This window comes from Salmonella sp. 32070601201500089SM, assembly GCF_017573605.1.
In the GTDB taxonomy this organism is placed as follows: domain Bacteria; phylum Pseudomonadota; class Gammaproteobacteria; order Enterobacterales; family Enterobacteriaceae; genus Salmonella; species Salmonella enterica.
Genome location: NZ_JAGETK010000003.1, coordinates 269,580 through 289,518 on the forward strand (window position 1 = coordinate 269,580; position 19,939 = coordinate 289,518).

Sequence of the window (19,939 nt, forward strand, 5' to 3'; positions counted from 1 at the left end):
ATCAATGGAGTACTCAACAGCAGTACATTGCTGCTGTTGTGGTTGTGGGGAACAGGTTGTTACGCCATTTTCACCAACTGACTGGAAGATGATTTACGATGGTGAGTCTGTATCGTTGACGCCATCCATTGGTAACTGGCATTCCGCCTGTCGCTCGCACTATATTATTAAACAGGGTATTATCGTTGAGGCTGGTAGCTGGAATGATGCCCAGATTACGGCAGAAAGAAAAAGAGATAAATTAGCTAAAGCGCATTACTATAACCCATCAGCTAAACCTCTTAACCTAGAGGAGGAGATGAAAGATACCTCAAGGCAGTTATCCAGAGATCTCGGAGTTATGGGGAATTTATTAGGATGGTTGCGTAATCTGATACGCAAAAACTAATTTGTAACGATAGTCGTACCAATGAGCTGGTTAAAGGGGGGATCTGCGATTTCCCCTAAGCTTATTATGTTTTGTTAATTTCCCTCCATTAAAACCCACTTGATGCTTAACTCCAATCGCAGTATCCTTACTCCGCACCTGCAAAATCAGGTGCCGGGATTGGAACCCTGATTAACTTCACTGACGACACAAGGCGCGTCTGCGCTTTTTTTTGTGTCGTTCGCTTAGCTACATCTCAATGGTGGGCCGGGCGGGGGCGTCGTAAGACGCGCCGGTGGCAGTGAGGCCGGTAGTTCCAACCCCGTCCGGTTCCACCACCATGAGATTGGAACCTCGGGTGGTGGGAATAATTTGATTCTCACTGGAGGTTGCCACTATGGCTACGATCCCCAATCAAACATATCCGCTACTTGCCATTCCCTTTAATGCCGCCACGGACTTCACCGTCCTTGCCAGCCACTGCGAAAATTTCGCCGAAACCCTGATTGAAAGCAACGATCCCGCGTTGAAAATGGCGCTCTGCGGCAGAATCAACACCTGTCTGACGCTGTTACAACCCACACTGTTAGAACCAGTGCCTCTCCATCTGGTTGAAAGCCTGACCGTTGACACTCTCCCCGCGACCACTCCCCGTTTCGAGCCTGAATGTACGGAGCTTTGTTGTTACTGCCTTGCTATCACGCAAACCCTGTCGGGGCTGGGATTTGCCTCTGAAACGGAGAAGTACCTTAGCTGGCTGCTGTACGACCTGATTAACTACTTCGTTGCGGAAATGAAAGCCCCGCGCTGGTTGCGCACCGCCGATGGCGTGAAGTTTATCGACGGTGTGGAGGTCAAAGCATGATGCAGTCTGACTGGCATCCTGCCGATATTATCGCCGGGCTGAGAAAACGGGGGACCTCGCTGGCGGCGGTGTCCCGTAACGCCGGGCTGGCGTCCTCCACGCTGGCTAATGCGCTTACCCGCCACTGGCCCAAAGGCGAAAGATTGATTGCTGAAGCGTTAGATGTTGCGCCTGAGGACATCTGGCCATCGCGCTACCGTAAATCAGAATATCGATAAGGTAAACAGATCCTCCCGATCTTCTGCCTGCCCTTGCGGGTGGGAGATCGAGAGAACGCCAGTGACGCGCGGCAACTCAGCATCTAATCAAATCAACGGAAAATGTTTTTCAGGCAAAAACAGTTTCCTCTTTCTGCGCCAGTAGCATTCGTATAATTTCCCCCATGCAACGAATGGCCCTCCGGGCTGCCCTTACGCTTCATGACCTGCAAGAAGCGGTCTGATTTCAGGCTGGTCGTCCCGTTACCGACAATACCTTTGAAAATGTCGGACTGCTTTGCAGTTAAGGTCACTCTTCACACTGCGTTAATACCTGAACTGGTTTTTCGGTACAGGTCGTAAAACGGTGAATGTCTTGCATGTTATTCACTGAAATACCCGAATGCGTCTTCATCTTTGAAGTAATGACGCATGAATCCTTCATCCCATCACTTCATAATCCGCTTTATAGCTTTACATCTATATAGCATTTAACCTATATTAATTGGGAGGTCCCGTGTGGACAATTAAAACAACGGATACGTTTGATCGCTGGTTTGCCTCGCTCAACGATACCGACAGGGTCAGCGTGCTTGCAGCACTGCTGGTCCTGCGAGAAAAGGGGCCGGGTTTGTCCAGACCTTATGCCGATACGGTCAGAGGTTCCCGTTACAGCAACATGAAAGAACTACGTATTCAGAGTCGGGGCGAGCCGATACGGGCGTTTTTCGCTTTTGACCCGACCCGTACCGGCATTGTGCTTTGTGCCGGAAATAAGGTCGGCAATGAAAAACGTTTTTACGATGAGATGCTCCCTGTTGCTGACAGGGAATTCACGAACTGGCTGAACACATTAAAAGAGAAGGAGTAACGCGATGGGCAGAACGCTGGAACAGCTTATTGCGGATGAGAAACCTGAAGTCGTGGCCGAAGCTCAGGCGATGGCGACGGACATCCTGCTCAACATTCACCTTGCCGAACTGCGTGAGAAAGTACAGAAAACGCAGGTGGAGATGGCACAGGCGCTGGGCATCAGGCAACCTACCGTTGCAGGAATGGAAAAACTAGGGCGCGATCTGAAGCTTTCCACTCTCAAACGCTACGTTGAAGCGACTGGCGGTAAGCTACGTCTTGATGTTGAACTGCCGGATGGTTCTCACTACGGATTTGTACTGTAAACACTGACGCTCCCTTAACCGGAGCGTCAACCCCTTCATGACGGGCTGCGGCCTGCATTGCCGTCAGGCATTTGTTGCCGCGTGACCGTAAAACTGCACCAGACGATAAATTTTCAGACGCTGCACCAGTCCAGTGCGTCACTTTAACCGCGCAAAGCGGGAAAGTGACGCACGCAGCCCTTTCGACCTGCACCAGAAAACTCAACTGCGCCAGCTCACGGCTGGAATCTGACACCGCCTTTTCAGGCCATTTGACCATAAGGAGAACATGAACCGATACCGAGGCGGATCTGGACGATCCGGGGGATGACCCGCTAACGCGGGCGGCTGCTCAGAGAGCACAACCGAAGCCCCACCACACCTCAACGGCTGCCGCCCCGGCGCTCAGGTATCGTTCGCTGCCCCGACAAAAAAACAGGGGCTATCGGCCTGTGCGCCGGGGAAAGCGGTATCAGTGTTGGTTTTTTGGAGATGAGTTTGCGGCAATCATGAAAGGGGGAAAATATGGGGATTCTGGCGCAGGAAATGAAGCGGCTTGCACAACAGGCGGGCGGCAGCCATAAGACCGTTCACGACCGCATTAAGCTGGCGCAGCGGTTTTGTGAGCGTCTGGTTCTGGCGCAGAATGTGCAGATCCGCCGGGTGGAGCAGCTTAAGGCGCGACATATAGAGGGTTATATCCGTGAACGGCTGGCGCAGGGCATTACAAAACGTTCCCTGCAAAATGAGATGGCAGCGGTACGTTGCATTCTGAAACAGGCCGGGCGTGACAGGCTGGCGCAGAGTGAACGGCTGAATAACCGCTCGCTGGGATTGTCCGGCGCATCCCGCAACGGTACGAAGCTGGCTATCACGCCGGAGCACTATCGCGACGTGCTGGAGACGGCCCGCGCAAAAGATCCGGGGATGGCGGCAGCACTGGAACTCTCAAGGCTGATGGGGCTGCGGTCGCAGGAGGCGGTGCAGAGCGTACAGTCGCTGAAAACGTGGCGACAGGCGCTGGAGCGCGGTGACACCCGTTTAACCGTGGTGTTTGGCACCAAAGGCGGGCGGCCCCGGGAGACGATTATTCTTGATGCTGTCGCTGTCAGAAAAGCGCTGGATAATGCGCTGACCGTGGCAGAAGATCGCCACGGCAGGCTGATAGATAAGCCGGACCTGAAAACCGCGATGAAATACTGGCACAGTCAGGCGGCACGTTTCGGCTTAACGGGCGCATATTCCCCGCACTCGTTGCGCTATGCGTGGGCGCAGGATGCCATTCGTCATTATCTGGCGCAGGGATTTTGTGAGAAGGAAGCACTGGCAATGACGGCGATGGATTTGGGCCACGGCGACGGGCGCGGGCGGTATGTGGCGCAGGTTTACGGGCGAAGGGATACTTACTGATAGCCGTTGCCTTGAAAAGATCGAGTTATCCATCGGTTTTCGTACAAAATTATTTGCCCTCAAATAATTTTGGGTGATTTCCTATTAATCTCGGGGGGATTAATAGGTTTTCATACAAAAAGTTTTGGGGGCAAAATTTTTTGTACGGTTTCCTCTTAATAACGGTACTTACGAACGGTATGGCCTATTAACAGGATTCTGGTGCAGCATTGCGGTATTTTTCTGATAATTGCGCCAGCAAAAGGAAAAAGGCCAGATAAAGGTAAAGGGCGACTAAGAGTAACAGCGCCAGACCGGAAAAGGCCAAAGGGCTGAAAGGGCCTTAACACTGGCGCAGTTCGATGTTTAGCCGGTTGTTTCTGGCGCACTCCTGACACAGGCAGGCGACGGCGGGCTGGTGCAGGTAAACGGTGGCATTGGACTGGTGTAGTTATGGCGTACCGGTAAATCAGTTTCTGGTGCAGATTGTCTGGCTGCTATCGCCTGAAATTATTCTCCTCAAATAATTTTCTATATTTACCTATTGATTCGCGAAATATTGATAGATTTTCGTACAAAATTATTCTACGTAGAATAATTTTGTACGTTTTCCTATTAACAACCAAAAAATGCAAGGTAATTCCTTTCAATACAAAAAGCAGATCCGGATTCAATCAGGATCTGCTTTTTCATTTTTAACAAATTATGCAGTCTCTGGCTCAGGCCGCTTTATGCCGCCGCGCATAAATATAGGGGGCAACGTACCCCTCGCGGCTCACGTCCAGATAATCAGACCACCACTGCATCATGTCCTTGCGTGCATCAAGATGTTCGGCTCGATGGATATATGCCGCCCGCACGCTGTTACGCTCCTGATGGCTCATTTGCCGCTCCACGGCATCCCGCGACCAGAGTTCAGATTCTACCAGTGCGCTACAGGCCATTGCCCGGAAACCATGCCCGCAGACGTCGGTTTTGGTATCGTAGCCCATCAGACGAAGCGCCCGGTTGATGGTATTTTCGCTCATCGGCTTATACGGGTTATGATCGCCGGGGAACACCAGTTCCAGATGCCCAGAGATTTCCTTTATCTGCTTCAGAATGGCGATAGCCTGACGAGAAAGCGGCACTATATGTGGAGTACGCATTTTTGCGCCACGGCCAGAGAAACGGACTTTCTCAATCGTTTCCCTTGTGGCGGGAATGGTCCAGATTTTGTTTCTGAAATCAATCTCGCTCCAGCGGGCGAAGCGCAGTTCACTGGAACGGATAAACAGATGCAGCGTCAGCGCTACCGCCAGCCTCGTAAGCTGCCGTCCCTGCTGATAGTCGCCAATGCGCTCAAACAATTCGGGCAACCGCTCCAGCGGCAGGGCGGGATAGTGCTTTTTTACCGGCTGCGCGGTGACGCCTTCCAGATGCAGCGCCGGGTTGCTTTCGGTTAGTCCCTGCTGCACGGCGTAGCGCATGATGTTGCAGAGTTGCTGCCGGGTTCGGGACGCGACTTCCAGAAAGCCTTTATCCTCGATAACTCTCAGCAGTGCCGTGAAATGCTGCGTTTTCAGCATCGTGACGGGCAGATGACCAATTGCCGGAAAGATATGATTTTTCATACTGGCAAGAATGCGTTCTGCATAGTCAGCCGACCATTTCTTGTTGGTTTTGTGCCATGCTACCGCAACGGCCTCAAAGCATTTTTCCGGTGACGTGGCGGCTTTTTCAGTTATGCGTTGTTGTGCTGGATTGATATTCTGCGCCAGTAGCTTACGGATACCGTCGCGCTGCTGGTGGGCGTCGGAAAGCGAGACCTGTGGGTATGCGCCTAACGCAATGCGGGATTCTTTTCGGTTGAAGCGATATTTGAGATACCAGAGGCGTGAACCGCCCGGATTGACGAGCAGATACAGACCCTGAGAATCGGTCAGTTCAAAGGGTTTATCAGATGGCTTAATACTGCGGATTTTCACGTCGGACAGGGACATATGGTGGTCACTCCATTATTGAACTGAAATGACCCCAAATCAGACCACCAATTTCGCCGGATGCGCAGGGAAAACCAGATACGCATCGGGAAAGATTTTCACGCTAACTTATTGAAACCCAACTAAATAAAGATTTATAAGCACGCCTGAAAACAGGAATTTGGCTCCTCTGACTGGACTCGAACCAGTGACATACGGATTAACAGTCCGCCGTTCTACCGACTGAACTACAGAGGAATTGTTTCAACGAGGCGCATAATACTGGGCCCGCTATAACGTGTCAACAGTAAAATTAACGCGCCAATTCAATTGGTTAATTAACCCACAAAGTGAGGAATTAATGTTCGGATTCCTCGCCGTAGTCGCCTTCGTCAGCGCTTACCCGTAAACGCTGAGAAGGATCCTGGCGATAGAACTGGCAAAAACGCTGCCATAGCGCCGGGAAACGTGGAGCAAACAGTTCTGGCGCGCTGAAAAAATACTCTGACAACACGGCAAAACATTCTGCAGGGTCGGTGGCGGCATAGGCATCTATACTGGCAGCGCTTTCGCCAACAAGGTCGATTTCATCCTGAATATTATTCATTGCCGCGTGGAGATCGTGTTCCCAGCCAGCCACATCGCGCAACGGGATGAAAGGGATGCCGCTGGCGCGATCGCCATTACGCATATCCAGTTTGTGCGCGACTTCATGAATAATGAGGTTGAAACCCGAAGCATCGAACGAGTCCTGGATATCCAGCCAGTTCAGAATGATGGGCCCTTGTTGCCAGCTTTGCCCCGACTGTACGACACGCTGGCTGTGCACCAGACCTATGTCATCTTCCCATTCATCATCTACTACAAAGGGCGCGGGATAAATGAGCACTTCATGAAAACCATCAAGCCACTCAATACCGAGCTCCAGGATCGGTAAGCAAAAAATTAACGCAATACGTGCACTTTTTAACGAGTCGAGCTCAAATCCCTGTAGCGCTACCAGTCTTTTCTGCTGCAAAAAACGTTCGGCTAGCGCAATAAGCCGAGCCTGTTCTTGCGCGGTGAGGTTTACCAGAAGAGGTATAGCTAGCGCATCATCCCACGGCCAGTCTTCGTTCTGGGTTATTTCTTGTGCTTTCCAGGGCCACTTAATCATCGTTTTGCTCGTAAACTCGTCACTTGAACAAAATTACCCGAATAGGGTCTGTTAAAATGCCAAATTACCTGGCATCATTGCAATATACGGAGAGATGCCGGAGCGGCTGAACGGACCGGTCTCGAAAACCGTTGCGGGGGTAACTCCGCCGAGGGTTCGAATCCCTCTCTCTCCGCCACTATTCAAGCACTTACGTGATTTTCTTATAGTGATGAAAATCACGTTGAGAAAAAATGAGAAAATTCGGTGAGAAAAAAACGCCAGAATTTTTACTGGCGCACATCGAAAAGCTCAACGCTTCCTGTCCAGGGTTGGGCTCATTTTCACCTTGCGATCGTAAACAAGAACCTGGGATTCGGTTTTGTGGCCACTGTACTTCTGCTTGTCTTTCGCCGTTCCCTCATAGTCTGAAATCCCCTTTGCCTTTAGATCGTGGAAAGTGCAGTCAAGAGGACGTCCCAGATCATCCCCCGCAGCCTTTCGCGCCTTTCTCCACGCCTCGTTAAATCCTTTATAAGAATAACGCTCGCCATACATAGTCCTGATAACAGGGCCTTCCTCTCCCCATTCACGACATATTTCAACGGCATCACGTAAGCGATCTGTCCAGGATTTAATTTGTTTAACTCCGGTTTTTCCTTGCTGAATAAAAATTCCTTTCTCCAGTATTTGATTCCAGTTCATTTTCAATACATCAGAAACTCTGGCAGCACATAAATAAGCTATTTCCATTGCAGCCCTGACGGCTGGCGTTGCGTTATTATATATCGCTCTGTACTCTTCATCGGTAATATATCGATCGCGTTGAGGCTTAGGAAACTTATCCACACCAACGCAAGGATTACCAGGAACATAACCACGTTGATAACTCCAACGAAATACGCGCGACATAGAGCTGTGTTCATGATTCGCCTGGACACGGCTTTTTTGCCCACGGGCATCCATATAACGCCGGATATGTTCTGGCTTTATTGCTTTAGCTTCGGCATCACCAAATACGGCAAGTATATATTTCTCATGTGCCAGATAATCTTTCTGCGTTCTTGGGGCCAGATCAGCATAATCGGCACTGGCAAGAAATTTTCGCCATAATTGTGTGAATGTAATTCTGTTTTTTCTACCCTCAACTTTTTTTTCGTAAGCCACCCAGACCTCAGCTTTAGTTGCATCAGCTGGAGCTATATTTTCTGTTGATCCTCCCGGTTTCCAGTAGTAACCAGAAGGGCGAAAGAATACACCCTTTGGCATCCACTCATTACCGGGCGCACGTTTGCGACCCATGTTAACTCTCTATAGCGTCAAAATTCATGCCTGGTACAGGCTGATACCCTGCTGGTGGAAGAAGGCGCGAAACTGGGTGATTTATATGATACCAGGTTGTTCTGATTGAACCGTCCCGGCGTTCTATAAAATAAATACCGTTCAGCGTTAATACTTCTTTCTGGAGTGACTTCTGGCTTGCTCCTGTAGCATCTTCCAGTTCCTCCTCAGTCAGGAAGCGATCGCTCATGAGTTGCTTCTCCATCTAACCGGCTGCACCCGGTTTAAATCAGATATTGTTGCTGGTGGGCGGGATCAGTTTCTGCCAGATAGCTGAAACGTATTTCGCCTGATGCCTGGCATCAGCCAGCGCGTTGTGCATATCGCCTTCGAACGGCATGTCACGTTTGGGATCGAAGCCGATTGCACGACCCAAAGTAACCATCGTGCGGACGTCATGATCGTTCCGGTAATTCCACAGGCAGGGGAGGCTGGCACGTTCGAAAGCGCCACGCAGGATAACGTTATCGAAATTGGCACCGTTACCCCATACCTTCAGGTATTTCAAATCGTCGGCGTGACAGGTGATAAAGTCATTGAACTCAATAAGCGCGGTCGTAACAGATACTGCATCAGCGCAAATAGCCGCTCGCGCTTCCGGGCTTTGTCTTAACCACCATAGAATGGTATCGCCATCAGGAACGGCACCTTGTTCCATTGCGCTTTCAAGGCTAACGGCGGTATAGAACTCAGGTCCAATTTCACCACTTTGCGGATCGAAGAACACAGCACCGATGGAGACAACAGACGCGTTAGGTTTTTTACCCATAGTTTCAAGGTCGATCATCAAGTTATTCATAAATTAGTTGTCCCCTGTTGCGGTGCTGCTACGAAAATGTTCAACGCCTTTATTCCAAATAGCCTTAATCGTCGTCCAGCTGACAGGAACCTCAATTTTAATTCGCCCGCTGCCGTCGCAGCTTTCGCATTCTTCGTCGGCCAAGCATTCAGGAAAGCTTATAAAAGTAGTTTCTAAAAACTCACCGGATAGCAAACTCTTGGCACCGTTCTCAGCAGTTAGTTTCTTCGGCACCATAACCCAATCATCCGGAATTACCGGAGAGTTGCCAATAAGAGCCTCATGATAGCGCTCAAGCCTGACGTATTCCTGCACCTTATTACCATCGCATGCGAGCAACCACTGAGCAGCTTTTGCACCATCTGTGTGGAATGCGCAGGTGCGCCCATCATCAAATTGCATTTCGTAGAGGTCAGCAACCTGCTCAAACTGCGTTTGTTGTCAACGCCACGATCTTTGACCGTTATTTGCCATTTTCATGCCCGCCAGATACTTTCGTTACTGATGCTGTCCGCTTTTCACCATTTCATCCTCACTGATTGGCGTTGCGTTTTTGGTCAGCACTCCAGCTTTGCGTTTCTCCTTTAGCCGGTAACTTTCTCCTTTGATATTCAGCGTGGTTGAGTGATGCAGCAGCCGATCCAGGATCGCCGTTGCCAGTACGTTATCTCCGAACATCTCTCCCCAGTCTGCGAAGCCTTTGTTTGACGTCAGGATGATGCTCGCTTTTTCATATCGACGGTTCAGTAGCCGGAAGAACAGGCTGGCTTCCTCTCTGGTCATTGGCAGATAGCCTATTTCATCCAGGATCAGTACCCGGGCATAACTCAGTTGCTGTAGCTGACGCTCCAGTCGGTTTTCCTGTTTCGCTTTCATCAGCGTTGCGATCAGCCTGTCCAGTGGCATGAACAGTACCCGATGCCCTGCATCCGCCGATTTCACGCCGAGCGCAACGGCCAGATGGGTTTTTCCGACACCTGGAGGTCCCGGCAGGATCACATTTTCGCTGCGCTCCACGAACGCCAGACCGGCCAGCTCCCGGACAACTTTACGATCGATGCCCGGCTGGAAGGTAAAGTCGAACTGCTCCAGCGTTTTGACCCACGGCAGACGAGCCTGCTTCAGTCGGGACTCCATGCCACGCTGATGCCTGCCGTTCCATTACTGCTGCAGCGCCATGCACAGGAACTCCCGGTAGTTCAGCTCTTTTTTAGCCGCCTGCTCCAGCAGGCTTTCAACGTGATAACCCAGGTGCTCCATTTTCAGGCGACTCAGCAGTACTTCAAGTTCAGGCATCACAGTAACTCCTCATACGCACTCAGAGGCCGATGCTCCATACGCTTCTTTGAAACGGGCCGCTCGTTTACCCGTAAAACTCATGGCCAGGAACGCAAAACCGTTTCTGGTGATGTGATAACACGGTAACTTACGCCCTGTTACATCGGTGTATTTGCTGAGCGAGAAATTTCGCTCGGTAAATTCGACAGAACAATCCAGGCGGGAAATCTTAGCCAGTACGTCTTTATGTGGCTTATGGAAATAATCGGCAACAGCCAGTGAGGAAGTAACGACTTTGCCATCAATAACGCAAAGTTCAGGTTGATCGAGGGTTGGGATGGTAGTCATAACGACAGCCCCTGTGATGAGTTTTGACTTATCACCACAAGCTGCTGCTAAACAACTGGTGGTGACCTGAGCAGGGTTAGCAGACCGGTCATCACAGAACCCGGCGAGCCTTTCGGCTCCCCTACCCAAGCCACCATAATTCAAATGTGACGGGGCATTGCACACAAAAAAACCGCAGGCGCGGTTGTGCGCTGTGATGTGTTCCGGGCTGCTAAACCCGGTTGCTGGATTTACAGCAACGCGAGAAATATAACCCGGAACACCAGCAAGGCGCAACAAGCGGAGATAGTCAAAAAGGGATAACGCCGTAATGCAGCGTTTCTCCATCTGGTTAAAGGCATTGATGTATGCCTCTTTGAATTGGGCGGCGCGTTTGCCCGTAAAGCCCATAGCAAGGAAAGCAAAACCATCGCGTGTGATTTGATAGCATGGGAGTTTGCGAGTACCGCCGTTGGGCTGACTTATTGAAATCGATGTAAACGCAAAATTGCGTTTACGAAATAGAGTGGAACATTCGAGAGATTCTATTTTACGGATAACATCAGCGTGACGCTTGATGAAGTAGTCGGCAACAGCCAGGGAGGAAGTAACGGCTTGGCCGTTAATAATTCTAATTTCAGGTTGAGCGAGGGTTGTGACAGTAGCCATAGTGGCAGCCTCTATGTTGAATTCAATGAACTCACCACCAAGGCTTTCCACGACCTTATAGGTGGTGAGACGTACAGGGGTGGAAATACCGGTCAACATAGAACCCGGCCCAGCCGAAACTGGCCCTGCACGCCCCACCATAATTTGGGCGTAACAATGCTCATGACAAGAAAAAACCGCATGAGCGCGGTTGTGCTCTATATTGAATTCCGGGTTTCCACGCCCGGCACCCGCTTTATAAGGTGCCTGAATAGTGTAACGTCCCGGAATTGCAGAATCAATACATTGTACAAACATAACAATTTTGTTATGTTTACATCTATGAACTACACTATTGAGTACTACAACGAGGAAGTCCGGATTGAGGTGGATCAGCTTCCATTGAGTATGCGAGCCAGATATCAGCACCTTGTTGAACGAATGAAGGTGTATGGCAGCAATCTCGGAGAACCTCACACCAGCGCCTTTGGTGATGGGCTTTTTGAGCTTCGGATTAAAGGTAGCGATGGCATCGCTCGCGTTTTTTACTGCACCCTGGCAGGGAAGCGCATCGTCATGCTGCACAGCTTTATAAAGAAGACTCAGAAAACCCCTGTAGCTGAACGCAAAAAGGCAGAAACCAGAATGAAGGAGGTTAAGCATGACTGGTAAACGTAATGCGCCAACTATAACGCACGATGAAATGGCCGCTAAATGGATGGAAGACCCAGCGTTCAAAGCTGAATATGACGCCATTGCTGATGAGTTCGCGTTGCTTGACGAAATGCTGGCCGCACGTAAAGAAGCAGGTCTCACCCAGGCTGAAGTTGCTGAACGGATGGGAACAAAAGCCACTGCTATAACCAGAATGGAAAGCAACCTTGCTGCTGGCGTCAGCGGACCATCTTTTACTACGCTGAAAAAGTTCGCACAGGCAACCGGGAAAAAACTCCAGATCCGCTTCGTGTAAACTTCTACTATTGCGCCGTCACTCTGGCGGCGCTTCACACTCAACAAAATCACGCCTGAATTTCCACAAAGGGCTAAAACACTCATGCGGATAGCCCTTGCGCAGATAGATAACGCGCTCAGTTTCTGGTTCCCAGCGAATGACATGGACATAAAGTCCCCTTCCATCCCGAAACCAGCGGTTAAGTTCCTGCACGATTCATCCCCCACGGTCAGGCTGTGTTCCCTGTGGTTACGCACGACCAGGCTATTTGATAATCTGCATTCATGACGCAACGGCCGGTACTCATACATCCCCGGTTGTTGCGACAAACGGTTATTTACCGTTAAACTGTTCATGCGTTGGTTTTCTCCATAAAATTTGACGCCACGGCGCCCGGAGCTGCACACTCGCGGGCGTCACCCTTTTCTGGCGCGCAAAAAACTCTGTATACCAGTGTCGAATGCTGTTGCAGCTTTGCGATCGCCTGATACAACTCCTCATCAATCACGGCTTTTTCATGTGGCTCAATAACGCCATCTTCGATAGCCACCCTGATTTGCTGGGAATAACTGGTGATCTGCTCAATCGCTTCCAGCAGGCGCTGATTAATATCTGCGTTATCCACTTCTTCCATATCTGCCAGCGGAACAAAAACGCCACCTGATGCCCTGGCTACTGAATGTGCCAGGTGATAGGTTCCTTCCACCCGGAAAGCTGTTACAGCAGGTGCTCTTTTCTGTTTTGTGGAGAAACCAACTGGCGGTGGCAACCGCCATCTTGAGGGGTTAACGATGAATGATGACCGCATGACCGTAGTGCCCGACTTTCTGGGCGAACTGGATGCCGGCGTGTTCATGAACAAAATCGCGGCAGCGCTGAATACTGTCGGATTAGGCGTTCTGAATAACGGCAATAAAGGCAAGGTAGTCCTCACCTTTGATTTTGAGCGCATGGGAAATTCAGTCGAAGAGAAGCGCGTCAAAATTAAACACAAGCTGCAGTACAGTACTCCGACGCCGCGCGGTAAAGCGTCAGAAGAGGACACAACAGAAACCCCAATGTGGGTTAACAAGGGCGGAAAGCTCACCATACTGCAGGAAGATCAGGGTCAACTGCTCAGTATTAAAGGCACTACTGACGGAAAGCTTAAAGCGGCTCAGTGAACCGCAGCTAACCAAATCACTGCCACCACTTTGATCACTAGTTAATAAGGAATTTTTATGTCTCAGTTAGACAGCGGCACTTTTCAGCAGGTAAAAGACCTGGTCCTTTCTGGCTATCACCTGAACGATATTCAGGGGCTGGCTTGCCCGACAGCATTATTACCTGCCGGAACAGGTGTTGAAAGCCTCGAACGCTTTGCTCTGGAGCGTTTCCGCTTCCGCGGCACCATGACTACCACCAGCATTGAAGACTTTGTCCGTTATTCAAAGGGCTATGCCAGTGCAACCGAAAAAGCACGCTGCTTTATTGATGCTGACCATATGACAGCTCGCTCAGTTTTCAATATTGGTACGCTGGATAACCCCGGTCATGCAGACAACGCTGCTTCTATCACGCTGAAACAGACTGCACCATTCCGCGCCCTGCTACAGATCAACGGGGAACGCCTGAAACAAAAACAGATCGCCGAATGGCTTGAAGACTGGAGCGATTATCTCCTGGCGTTCGATTCTGACGGTAACACAATGCAGATTTCACAGGCTGCCCAGGCTGTTCGCCGCATTACGATCCAACAGGCAACCCAGCAGGATCATGAAGATGGCGATTTCAGCGGTAAGAAATCCCTTATGCAAAGCATTGAGGCCAGCAGCAAAGATGTTATGCCGGTGGCTTTTGAGTTCAAATGTGTTCCGTATGAGGGTCTCGGCGAACGTGCGTTCAGCCTCCGCAACAGCCTGCTGACCGGTGATGAACCTCGCTTTGTTCTGCGTATCGTACAACTGGAAGCGCAGGAAGAAGCGATCGCCAGTGAATTCCGCGACATGCTGATCAACAAATTCGACGGTGAATCAGTAGAAACGTTCATCGGTAACTTTAAAGCGTAATTGCTCTGCATTAAATCCCCGGCGCCGCGGGGATTTATTGAAGCGTAATTCTGTTAATTATCGCCACCCGGCGAGGGATTCGCACAACCAAAATTCACGCGGTGCAGCGCGAAATAAATTATAAGGAGAACCAACGATGAGTTTTATTCAAACACTTTCAGGTAAACAATTTGATTATCTCAGCGCAACTATTGACGACATTGATATTGAAGATATCGCCGTGGCGCTTTCCAATATTTGCCGCTTCTCCGGACATCTCCCTGAATTTTATAGCGTGGCGCAGCATTCCGTACTGTGCAGCCAGCTTGTATCACCGGAGTTTGCCTTTGAAGCCCTGATGCACGACGCAGCCGAAGCGTATTGCCAGGATATCCCTGCCCCATTAAAAGCGTTACTGCCTGATTATCGCGAGATTGAGAAACGTACCGATCAACTGATCCGCTTTAAGTTTGGCTTGCCACTGGAAGAAGCCAGCGTAGTGAAGTATGCAGATCTTACCATGCTGGCAACTGAACGCCGCGATCTGGATATTGATGACAGTATTCCCTGGGTAATACTGGAAGGTATCCCCCCGACAGATTTATTCGAAATCTACCCCCTTCGCCCCGGTCAGGCTTTCGGCCTGTTTATGGCCCGCTTTAATGAACTGATGGAGCTACGCCAATGTGCTGCATAAAAGATAAAGAGTCTGTAGTGAAGGCAATCAGATCAAGACGTTTGTGGGAGCGCGTTGAAGGCGGTGCAGCATGACAGTCCATACATTGAAGCAATGCCGCCCGGACCAGGAAGAAACTGAGTATTTATGGAAGCTGTTTCATGCTGCACAACGTAATGATGCTCGCTGGCACGGTAGTGAAATCAGCATTATCGCCGATGAGCTATCCCGGACGGATTTAGATCGTAACCAAAAACTGTTCCTTCTCCGCTCCTGGCTAGTGCTGGTAGACGACAAAGGTGGATTCGGGCGCTTTATGGGTGCCTTTGATACTTACGTCTACAACATGCAAGACCCGGATGATGACTGCGTAGCGTGGAAGCCTGAACTTAGCAACCTGCTGTGTGACGGGCAATTGTTGGACGTGGTTATCGATGCTTATCAGTCTGCTCGGCAGCGCATAGCAGAACTGGAGGCGCGGACGGTCAACCTGTCAAAACGCAGCGTTGGCGAAGTCATGCACATGAGCGGATTCAGCCGGGATTATGCCGAGGGTTGGTGTGCTGGTAATGACAATGCGATACACGAAATACGCACCGCTGGCATCAAGGTTAAGGGGGAGTGATATGGCTACTTTGACGAAACAGGAAAAAGCCTGGGTAAAGAAACTCAATAAGCTACTGGCGGAGTGTCCCTCAAATCGGATCGCGTTTGCGACGACTGGCGATTGTGAAGTATCGCTGTTTGATGTGACTCGCTATGACGAAATTTTTGATGAAGTAGAGAAGGGGAAAAGCGAATTTATCCCTTCCGCTATGCGTATCGGCGCAACCTTTAATGAGTGCCTGACATTTCCTAACCAGGTTGAAAGCACGGCAGGCTGAGGACTAACCCATGACCACTATTACCAAAGAATGGCTACAGCAAACTATCGCTGAATTTGAAAACACTCGCGACGATATTCCGTTTGGTCTCGACGATGATGACGCCAAAATTTTGTTGGTGTTGAAGCGGGCGCTGGCATCGCTGGATGCTGAGCCCGTGCGATACCTGAATAAATTTTCCGGTACATGCGTGACGTTAGAGCAGCAGTCAAACGCTGCAGATGATGTTGCCGTGTATATACCGCTCTACACAGCACCGCCAGCGCCGGTAGTGCCGGAATACGTCTGGAAAACTTATCAGAAATGCCTAGGTGAAAACTCGCTTCAGGAGCGCGTAGTAAAGAAACTTATAGGCCTGGTATGGCTGGCAGGGCAGGAAATTGCCGCAACCAGAAATAATGAAACCTATAAAGACTATGCTGGTGCAGCGTTGGCCCGCATGGTTAGCGTTGACCGTTCGACATGGTTGCGTGTCTATTCAGGGCACTGGGCTGGGTTAAAGGCCGCTTTTACCCAGCTTGATGAATCTGCGTTGGCCATGGCTCTTGAGTACTATGAGGATGAAGAAGCCTTCAAAGTGGCAAAAATGTGACCTAAATTTCACTATCTCCTTCAAACGCACTTGCAAAATGCAACAAAATAAGCCATATTTGAAGCATGTTTGATATGTTGCCATAGCTTTATAAACCCGCCAATGAGCGGGTTTTTCTGTCTCATGAATCGACTAATGCATGGTAAGTTATTGGTTCTGATTACTATTAAGTGAGATGAGAGTATGTTGCCTCAGATACCTTCTGAAACGGTCGTAAAAATCTATGAAGATTTGTTCCAACCTGCCTTGCGTCAGTTTGGAGCTGCAGGGGAGAGAGTCGCGCAAACAGTATGCTTATTAAGCTTACCGTTTGTCTATGGTGCAGCAAAATACGAACAGCTATTGGTAAGAATACAAAAATCGTTTCATAAGGTTCCAGAGAGTGAATTGACTCCACCGCCTGCAAATGCTGTATATCAAATAGCTGAAAAGTTAATGTCTATGCCTGAAGATGATGCTATTTCTGAAATGTATATTGAGTTGCTCTCTTCATGTATTAGCAAAAGTAATATTAATTCTGTCCATCCCGCCTTTGTGAATTTAATAAGCCAGATATCAGGCGATGAAGCATTATTCATCGATTGTTTAGCACTGCGCGAACGGTCGATCTATTTGAAAAGATCTGATTCTTGGGTAGCACCAACTCATAAAGAAATTGAGCATGTCCTCCTTCCGTGGTCTGGAATTTTAATGGATGGCAAGCCTATCGAAGAATCTGTTTTTAATCCTGATATTTTAAATGTTCCTGATTATTTCTTTACGTATTTGGAACATCTAAACTCGTTAGGTTTTGTTGAGTATGTACACGGTCCAGATTATCTTTTAGAAAAAGATTTTATTGATAGCGTAAAAGGATATGATTATTGGTTTATATCGCTTACAAAATTTGGACGTTTGTTTTATAATGTCTGTATAAAAAATTTAAATATGGATGGTTCAGGAAATAAATTCTAAATATCCTATATTGTGAATGGATAGTGCTTGCACTTGATTTTTTTCATTAGAAGCTCTCTTATAAGGGAGCTTCTTCGTTTTCTTGGTACAGGATCTTTTTTTTGTTCCACATCGAACCCACGCAATGCCATCAAATAAACTGGTGAAGTGATTACTTATCTAGCATATAGCAAAGTTTAAGTTGTGGTTTCTTGCACCATTTCATAATTAGCACTGTTCTATACTATCTACATAGTATCAGGGGGAGTGAATGAACGAAGGGTATTACTGGATTCAGCATAACGGTGTTGCTCAGGTGGCATACTATACGAATGACACAGTTGACGATCTGGAATCAGGACAGCTTATTGTCGGTGTCTGGCATCTGACAAGGGGCGATGATATCTGCCATAACGGTGAAGCAGAAGTACTGTCTGGGCCGTTACAGCCACCAGTTTAAATGACTTAAACCTTATCAGGGCTGCCATCAGGCAGCCTTTTTTATTTCCCCTCATAACTGAGAGGACCCACATAACCAGAGGGGGATGAATGTCCGAACCTGTATCCAGTGCGACAGTGTTGGCTGGTGGATTAATGGGGGCCAGTGTATTCGGTCTGGCAACCGGAACCGATTATGGTGTGGTATTCGGTGCTTTTGCCGGCGCGGTGTTTTATGTCGCCACGGCAACTAACATCGGACGCATCAGGCTGGTCGCTTATTTTATTACATCATTTATTGTGGGAGTGCTTGGCGCCGGGTTGATAGGTACTAAGCTTGCGGCAATAACGCATTATGAAAAACCACTGGATGCACTTGGCGCAGTGATTATTTCTGCAATGTGTATAAAGTTTCTCACTTTTCTTAACAGTCAGGATCTGAACAGCCTGTTCAGTATTCTTTCTCGTATCAGGGGAGGGGGATCAAATGGTAGCAAATGACCCTTCTGCAGTTCTGAATGCCGTAATTTGTGGGGTGATAGTCATCGTTTTGATGTTTTACCGACGCGGTGATGCGACACACCGCCCCCTGATTTCGTTACTGGCCTATGTCATGGTGCTGGTGTATGCCAGCGTCCCTTTCCGGTTTGTTTTTGGTTTATATGAATCATCCCACTGGCTGGTGGTGATGGTGAATATCCTTATCTGCGCCGCTGTGCTGTGGGCTCGCGGTAATGTGGCGCGTCTGGTTGATGCTCTGAGGCACTGATGAATCAACAACAATTTCAGCAGGCGGCTGGTATTAGCGCCGGGCTTTCTGCGCGCTGGTATCCGCATATTACGGCGGCAATGAGCGAATTCGGTATTACTACTCCACTCGATCAGGCCATGTTTATTGCACAAGCGGGGCATGAATCAGCAGGATTTACTGTTCTGAAGGAAAGCTTCAATTATTCGGTGGGGGCGCTGAAAAAGACGTTTGGTAAACGCCTTACGCCTTATCAGTGCGAAATGCTGGGGCGTATTGATGGTCGCCAGGTTGCCCACCAGCCACAAATAGCCAATCTGGTTTATGGCGGCCGCATGGGTAACAAAGACGCCGGAGATGGTTGGAAGTATCGCGGGCGTGGGCTTATCCAGATTACTGGGCTGGAGAATTACACCAGATGCGGCGTTGCCCTGAAACTGGATCTGGTGGCGAATCCGGGACAGCTTGAGCTGGATCGTCATGCCGCCCGTTCCGCAGCGTGGTTTTTTGTGACTAGAGGGTGTCTGAAATACTCCGGCGACCTGGTACGCGTTACGCAGATCATTAACGGAGGGCAGAACGGCATCGGTGACAGGCGAGAGCGCTTTGAAAAAGCAAAATCGGTGCTGGTATGAATCTGTTACCTGTATTGCTGAAAAAATACTGGTTGCAACTCTCAGTGACTTTGCTGATTGCTGCACTTGCATGGACAACAGAGCATTACCGCGACAACGCCATTCAGTATAAATCGCAGCGCGATACAGCCAGCCATAGCCTGACACTGGCGAACGCGACAATTACCGACATGACTAAGCGCCAGCGTGACGTTGCTGCCCTCGATGCAAAATACACAAAGGAACTAGCTGATGCACAAAACAGGAATACTGATTTGCAGCGCCTCCTTGCTGCTGGTGGCCGGGTGCGTGTCGAAGGACGCTGTACAGTGCCAACCACAACCAAAACCGCCAGTACCCGCCGCGTGGGCAATGCTGCCACCGTCGAACTCTCTCCAGTTGCTGGACAAAACGTTCTCGATATCCGCGCCGGAATCATCAGCGATCAGGAAAAACTGAAGTATTTGCAGGAGTACATCCGGACGCAGTGCAGATAAAAAATTCCCGCAGGACGGTTACGGTTCCGGCCTGCGGGGTGTCATAAAGAGCACAAAATGTCCTATAAGGGGATATACGGACGTATGTCACATACCATGGTACTGAAGAAAAAG

27 protein-coding genes, 2 tRNA genes and 4 pseudogenes are annotated in these 19,939 nt (G+C 49.4%); 21 read left to right on the forward strand and 12 right to left on the reverse strand.

The window, feature by feature from the left end; genetic code table 11:
• Nucleotides 1-4 precede the first annotated feature (4 nt).
• The 6 genes from J4728_RS07100 (at nt 5) to J4728_RS07125 (ending at nt 3,996) form a co-directional block, all read left to right on the forward strand.
• The gene (locus tag J4728_RS07100) at nt 5-388 is read left to right on the forward strand and encodes a DUF6527 family protein (RefSeq protein ID WP_208211485.1); all 384 of its coding nucleotides are present in this window, start codon (nt 5-7) and stop codon (nt 386-388) included.
• A 376-nt stretch (nt 389-764) separates the two neighbouring features.
• Complete coding sequence (locus J4728_RS07105; RefSeq protein ID WP_000201258.1) at nt 765-1,232, forward strand: hypothetical protein; 468 nt, start codon at nt 765-767, stop codon at nt 1,230-1,232.
• The gene (locus J4728_RS07110) at nt 1,229-1,450 is read left to right on the forward strand and encodes a helix-turn-helix domain-containing protein (protein WP_000983729.1); all 222 of its coding nucleotides are present in this window, start codon (nt 1,229-1,231) and stop codon (nt 1,448-1,450) included. Before J4728_RS07105 ends, J4728_RS07110 begins: the two co-directional genes overlap by 4 nt.
• Nucleotides 1,451-1,946: 496 nt before the next feature.
• Nucleotides 1,947-2,300 carry a type II toxin-antitoxin system RelE/ParE family toxin gene (locus tag J4728_RS07115; RefSeq protein ID WP_000269841.1) on the forward strand — a complete coding sequence of 118 codons (354 nt, stop codon included), beginning with the start codon at nt 1,947-1,949 and terminating at the stop codon, nt 2,298-2,300.
• A 4-nt stretch (nt 2,301-2,304) separates the two neighbouring features.
• Nucleotides 2,305-2,607: a helix-turn-helix domain-containing protein gene (locus tag J4728_RS07120; protein ID WP_042309123.1), complete on the forward strand. Its 303-nt coding sequence runs from the start codon at nt 2,305-2,307 to the stop codon at nt 2,605-2,607.
• A 504-nt stretch (nt 2,608-3,111) separates the two neighbouring features.
• Nucleotides 3,112-3,996 (forward strand): integrase domain-containing protein, encoded by an 885-nt coding sequence (locus J4728_RS07125; RefSeq protein ID WP_208211486.1) that lies wholly within the window; start codon nt 3,112-3,114, stop codon nt 3,994-3,996.
• A gap of 698 nt (nt 3,997-4,694) precedes the next feature.
• On the opposite strand, the gene J4728_RS07130 is transcribed toward J4728_RS07125, so the two are convergent.
• The 3 genes from J4728_RS07130 to mtfA all read right to left on the reverse strand — a co-directional run bounded on the left by J4728_RS07130 (nt 4,695) and on the right by mtfA (nt 7,092).
• Nucleotides 4,695-5,957, reverse strand: coding sequence for a tyrosine-type recombinase/integrase (locus J4728_RS07130; protein ID WP_208211488.1), 1,263 nt, complete (start codon nt 5,955-5,957; stop codon nt 4,695-4,697).
• 161 nt (nt 5,958-6,118) lie between these two features.
• Nucleotides 6,119-6,194 (reverse strand) — tRNA-Asn (locus tag J4728_RS07135).
• 100 nt (nt 6,195-6,294) lie between these two features.
• Nucleotides 6,295-7,092, reverse strand: a complete 798-nt coding sequence (gene mtfA, locus J4728_RS07140; protein WP_000598921.1) for a DgsA anti-repressor MtfA — start codon at nt 7,090-7,092, stop codon at nt 6,295-6,297.
• 88 nt (nt 7,093-7,180) lie between these two features.
• Here mtfA and J4728_RS07145 point away from each other — a divergent pair.
• Nucleotides 7,181-7,270 (forward strand) — tRNA-Ser (locus tag J4728_RS07145).
• 113 nt (nt 7,271-7,383) lie between these two features.
• Here J4728_RS07145 and J4728_RS07150 read toward each other — a convergent pair.
• From J4728_RS07150 to J4728_RS23875, 7 genes and pseudogenes are all read right to left on the reverse strand, one after another.
• The gene (locus tag J4728_RS07150; RefSeq protein ID WP_000532847.1) at nt 7,384-8,373 is read right to left on the reverse strand and encodes a tyrosine-type recombinase/integrase; all 990 of its coding nucleotides are present in this window, start codon (nt 8,371-8,373) and stop codon (nt 7,384-7,386) included.
• A gap of 1 nt (nt 8,374) precedes the next feature.
• Nucleotides 8,375-8,602 (reverse strand): DUF4224 domain-containing protein, encoded by a 228-nt coding sequence (locus J4728_RS07155; RefSeq protein ID WP_001527041.1) that lies wholly within the window; start codon nt 8,600-8,602, stop codon nt 8,375-8,377.
• A 39-nt stretch (nt 8,603-8,641) separates the two neighbouring features.
• Entirely contained in the window at nt 8,642-9,211 is a 570-nt protein-coding gene (locus tag J4728_RS07160; protein ID WP_208211490.1) for a 3'-5' exonuclease, read from the reverse strand.
• Nucleotides 9,212-9,214: 3 nt separating this feature from the next.
• A pseudogene (locus J4728_RS24160) lies at nt 9,215-9,649 on the reverse strand (hypothetical protein); the annotation flags it as partial.
• A 60-nt stretch (nt 9,650-9,709) separates the two neighbouring features.
• Nucleotides 9,710-10,507: pseudogene (gene istB / locus J4728_RS07170) on the reverse strand (IS21-like element helper ATPase IstB).
• Nucleotides 10,508-10,519: 12 nt separating this feature from the next.
• Nucleotides 10,520-11,164 (reverse strand): Rha family transcriptional regulator, encoded by a 645-nt coding sequence (locus J4728_RS24165; protein WP_313896400.1) that lies wholly within the window; start codon nt 11,162-11,164, stop codon nt 10,520-10,522.
• Nucleotides 11,153-11,782 (reverse strand): annotated as a pseudogene (locus J4728_RS23875) (Rha family transcriptional regulator); the annotation flags it as partial. The pseudogene J4728_RS23875 and the gene J4728_RS24165, both read right to left, overlap by 12 nt.
• A 123-nt stretch (nt 11,783-11,905) precedes the next feature.
• Here J4728_RS23875 and J4728_RS23880 point away from each other — a divergent pair.
• Both J4728_RS23880 and J4728_RS23885 read left to right on the forward strand, forming a co-directional pair.
• Nucleotides 11,906-12,136, forward strand: coding sequence for a type II toxin-antitoxin system RelE/ParE family toxin (locus J4728_RS23880; protein WP_108429764.1), 231 nt, complete (start codon nt 11,906-11,908; stop codon nt 12,134-12,136).
• Complete coding sequence (locus tag J4728_RS23885; RefSeq protein ID WP_000147078.1) at nt 12,126-12,434, forward strand: helix-turn-helix domain-containing protein; 309 nt, start codon at nt 12,126-12,128, stop codon at nt 12,432-12,434. Before J4728_RS23880 ends, J4728_RS23885 begins: the two co-directional genes overlap by 11 nt.
• Nucleotides 12,435-12,452: 18 nt before the next feature.
• On the opposite strand, the gene J4728_RS23890 is transcribed toward J4728_RS23885, so the two are convergent.
• Both J4728_RS23890 and J4728_RS07180 read right to left on the reverse strand, forming a co-directional pair.
• Nucleotides 12,453-12,629 (reverse strand): DUF4222 domain-containing protein, encoded by a 177-nt coding sequence (locus J4728_RS23890; RefSeq protein ID WP_001525520.1) that lies wholly within the window; start codon nt 12,627-12,629, stop codon nt 12,453-12,455.
• 139 nt (nt 12,630-12,768) lie between these two features.
• A pseudogene (locus J4728_RS07180) lies at nt 12,769-13,125 on the reverse strand (YmfL family putative regulatory protein); the annotation flags it as partial.
• Nucleotides 13,126-13,207: 82 nt separating this feature from the next.
• Between J4728_RS07180 and J4728_RS07185 the strand changes: the two are divergent.
• The 12 genes from J4728_RS07185 (at nt 13,208) to J4728_RS07240 (ending at nt 19,825) form a co-directional block, all read left to right on the forward strand.
• Nucleotides 13,208-13,579: a hypothetical protein gene (locus tag J4728_RS07185; RefSeq protein ID WP_000997191.1), complete on the forward strand. Its 372-nt coding sequence runs from the start codon at nt 13,208-13,210 to the stop codon at nt 13,577-13,579.
• Nucleotides 13,580-13,636: 57 nt separating this feature from the next.
• The gene (locus J4728_RS07190; protein ID WP_208211492.1) at nt 13,637-14,464 is read left to right on the forward strand and encodes a YfdQ family protein; all 828 of its coding nucleotides are present in this window, start codon (nt 13,637-13,639) and stop codon (nt 14,462-14,464) included.
• Nucleotides 14,465-14,600: 136 nt separating this feature from the next.
• Nucleotides 14,601-15,140, forward strand: coding sequence for a hypothetical protein (locus tag J4728_RS07195; RefSeq protein WP_000008351.1), 540 nt, complete (start codon nt 14,601-14,603; stop codon nt 15,138-15,140).
• A 70-nt stretch (nt 15,141-15,210) separates the two neighbouring features.
• Entirely contained in the window at nt 15,211-15,744 is a 534-nt protein-coding gene (locus J4728_RS07200) for a hypothetical protein (protein WP_208211494.1), read from the forward strand.
• Between the two features lies 1 nt (nt 15,745).
• Complete coding sequence (locus J4728_RS07205) at nt 15,746-16,003, forward strand: hypothetical protein (RefSeq protein ID WP_000224241.1); 258 nt, start codon at nt 15,746-15,748, stop codon at nt 16,001-16,003.
• A gap of 10 nt (nt 16,004-16,013) precedes the next feature.
• Complete coding sequence (locus tag J4728_RS23895) at nt 16,014-16,595, forward strand: bacteriophage antitermination protein Q (RefSeq protein WP_243771254.1); 582 nt, start codon at nt 16,014-16,016, stop codon at nt 16,593-16,595.
• A 183-nt stretch (nt 16,596-16,778) separates the two neighbouring features.
• The gene (locus tag J4728_RS07215) at nt 16,779-17,549 is read left to right on the forward strand and encodes an Abi-alpha family protein (RefSeq protein WP_079787905.1); all 771 of its coding nucleotides are present in this window, start codon (nt 16,779-16,781) and stop codon (nt 17,547-17,549) included.
• Between the two features lie 250 nt (nt 17,550-17,799).
• Nucleotides 17,800-17,988: a hypothetical protein gene (locus J4728_RS07220; RefSeq protein ID WP_079787904.1), complete on the forward strand. Its 189-nt coding sequence runs from the start codon at nt 17,800-17,802 to the stop codon at nt 17,986-17,988.
• Between the two features lie 89 nt (nt 17,989-18,077).
• Complete coding sequence (locus J4728_RS07225) at nt 18,078-18,467, forward strand: phage holin family protein (protein WP_001294873.1); 390 nt, start codon at nt 18,078-18,080, stop codon at nt 18,465-18,467.
• Nucleotides 18,454-18,735 (forward strand): phage holin family protein, encoded by a 282-nt coding sequence (locus tag J4728_RS07230; RefSeq protein ID WP_000226307.1) that lies wholly within the window; start codon nt 18,454-18,456, stop codon nt 18,733-18,735. Before J4728_RS07225 ends, J4728_RS07230 begins: the two co-directional genes overlap by 14 nt.
• Complete coding sequence (locus J4728_RS07235) at nt 18,735-19,349, forward strand: glycoside hydrolase family 19 protein (RefSeq protein WP_131535314.1); 615 nt, start codon at nt 18,735-18,737, stop codon at nt 19,347-19,349. Before J4728_RS07230 ends, J4728_RS07235 begins: the two co-directional genes overlap by 1 nt.
• Nucleotides 19,346-19,825 carry a lysis protein gene (locus J4728_RS07240; RefSeq protein WP_243771255.1) on the forward strand — a complete coding sequence of 160 codons (480 nt, stop codon included), beginning with the start codon at nt 19,346-19,348 and terminating at the stop codon, nt 19,823-19,825. The genes J4728_RS07235 and J4728_RS07240 overlap by 4 nt, the downstream gene beginning before the upstream one ends.
• Nucleotides 19,826-19,939: the final 114 nt, after the last annotated feature.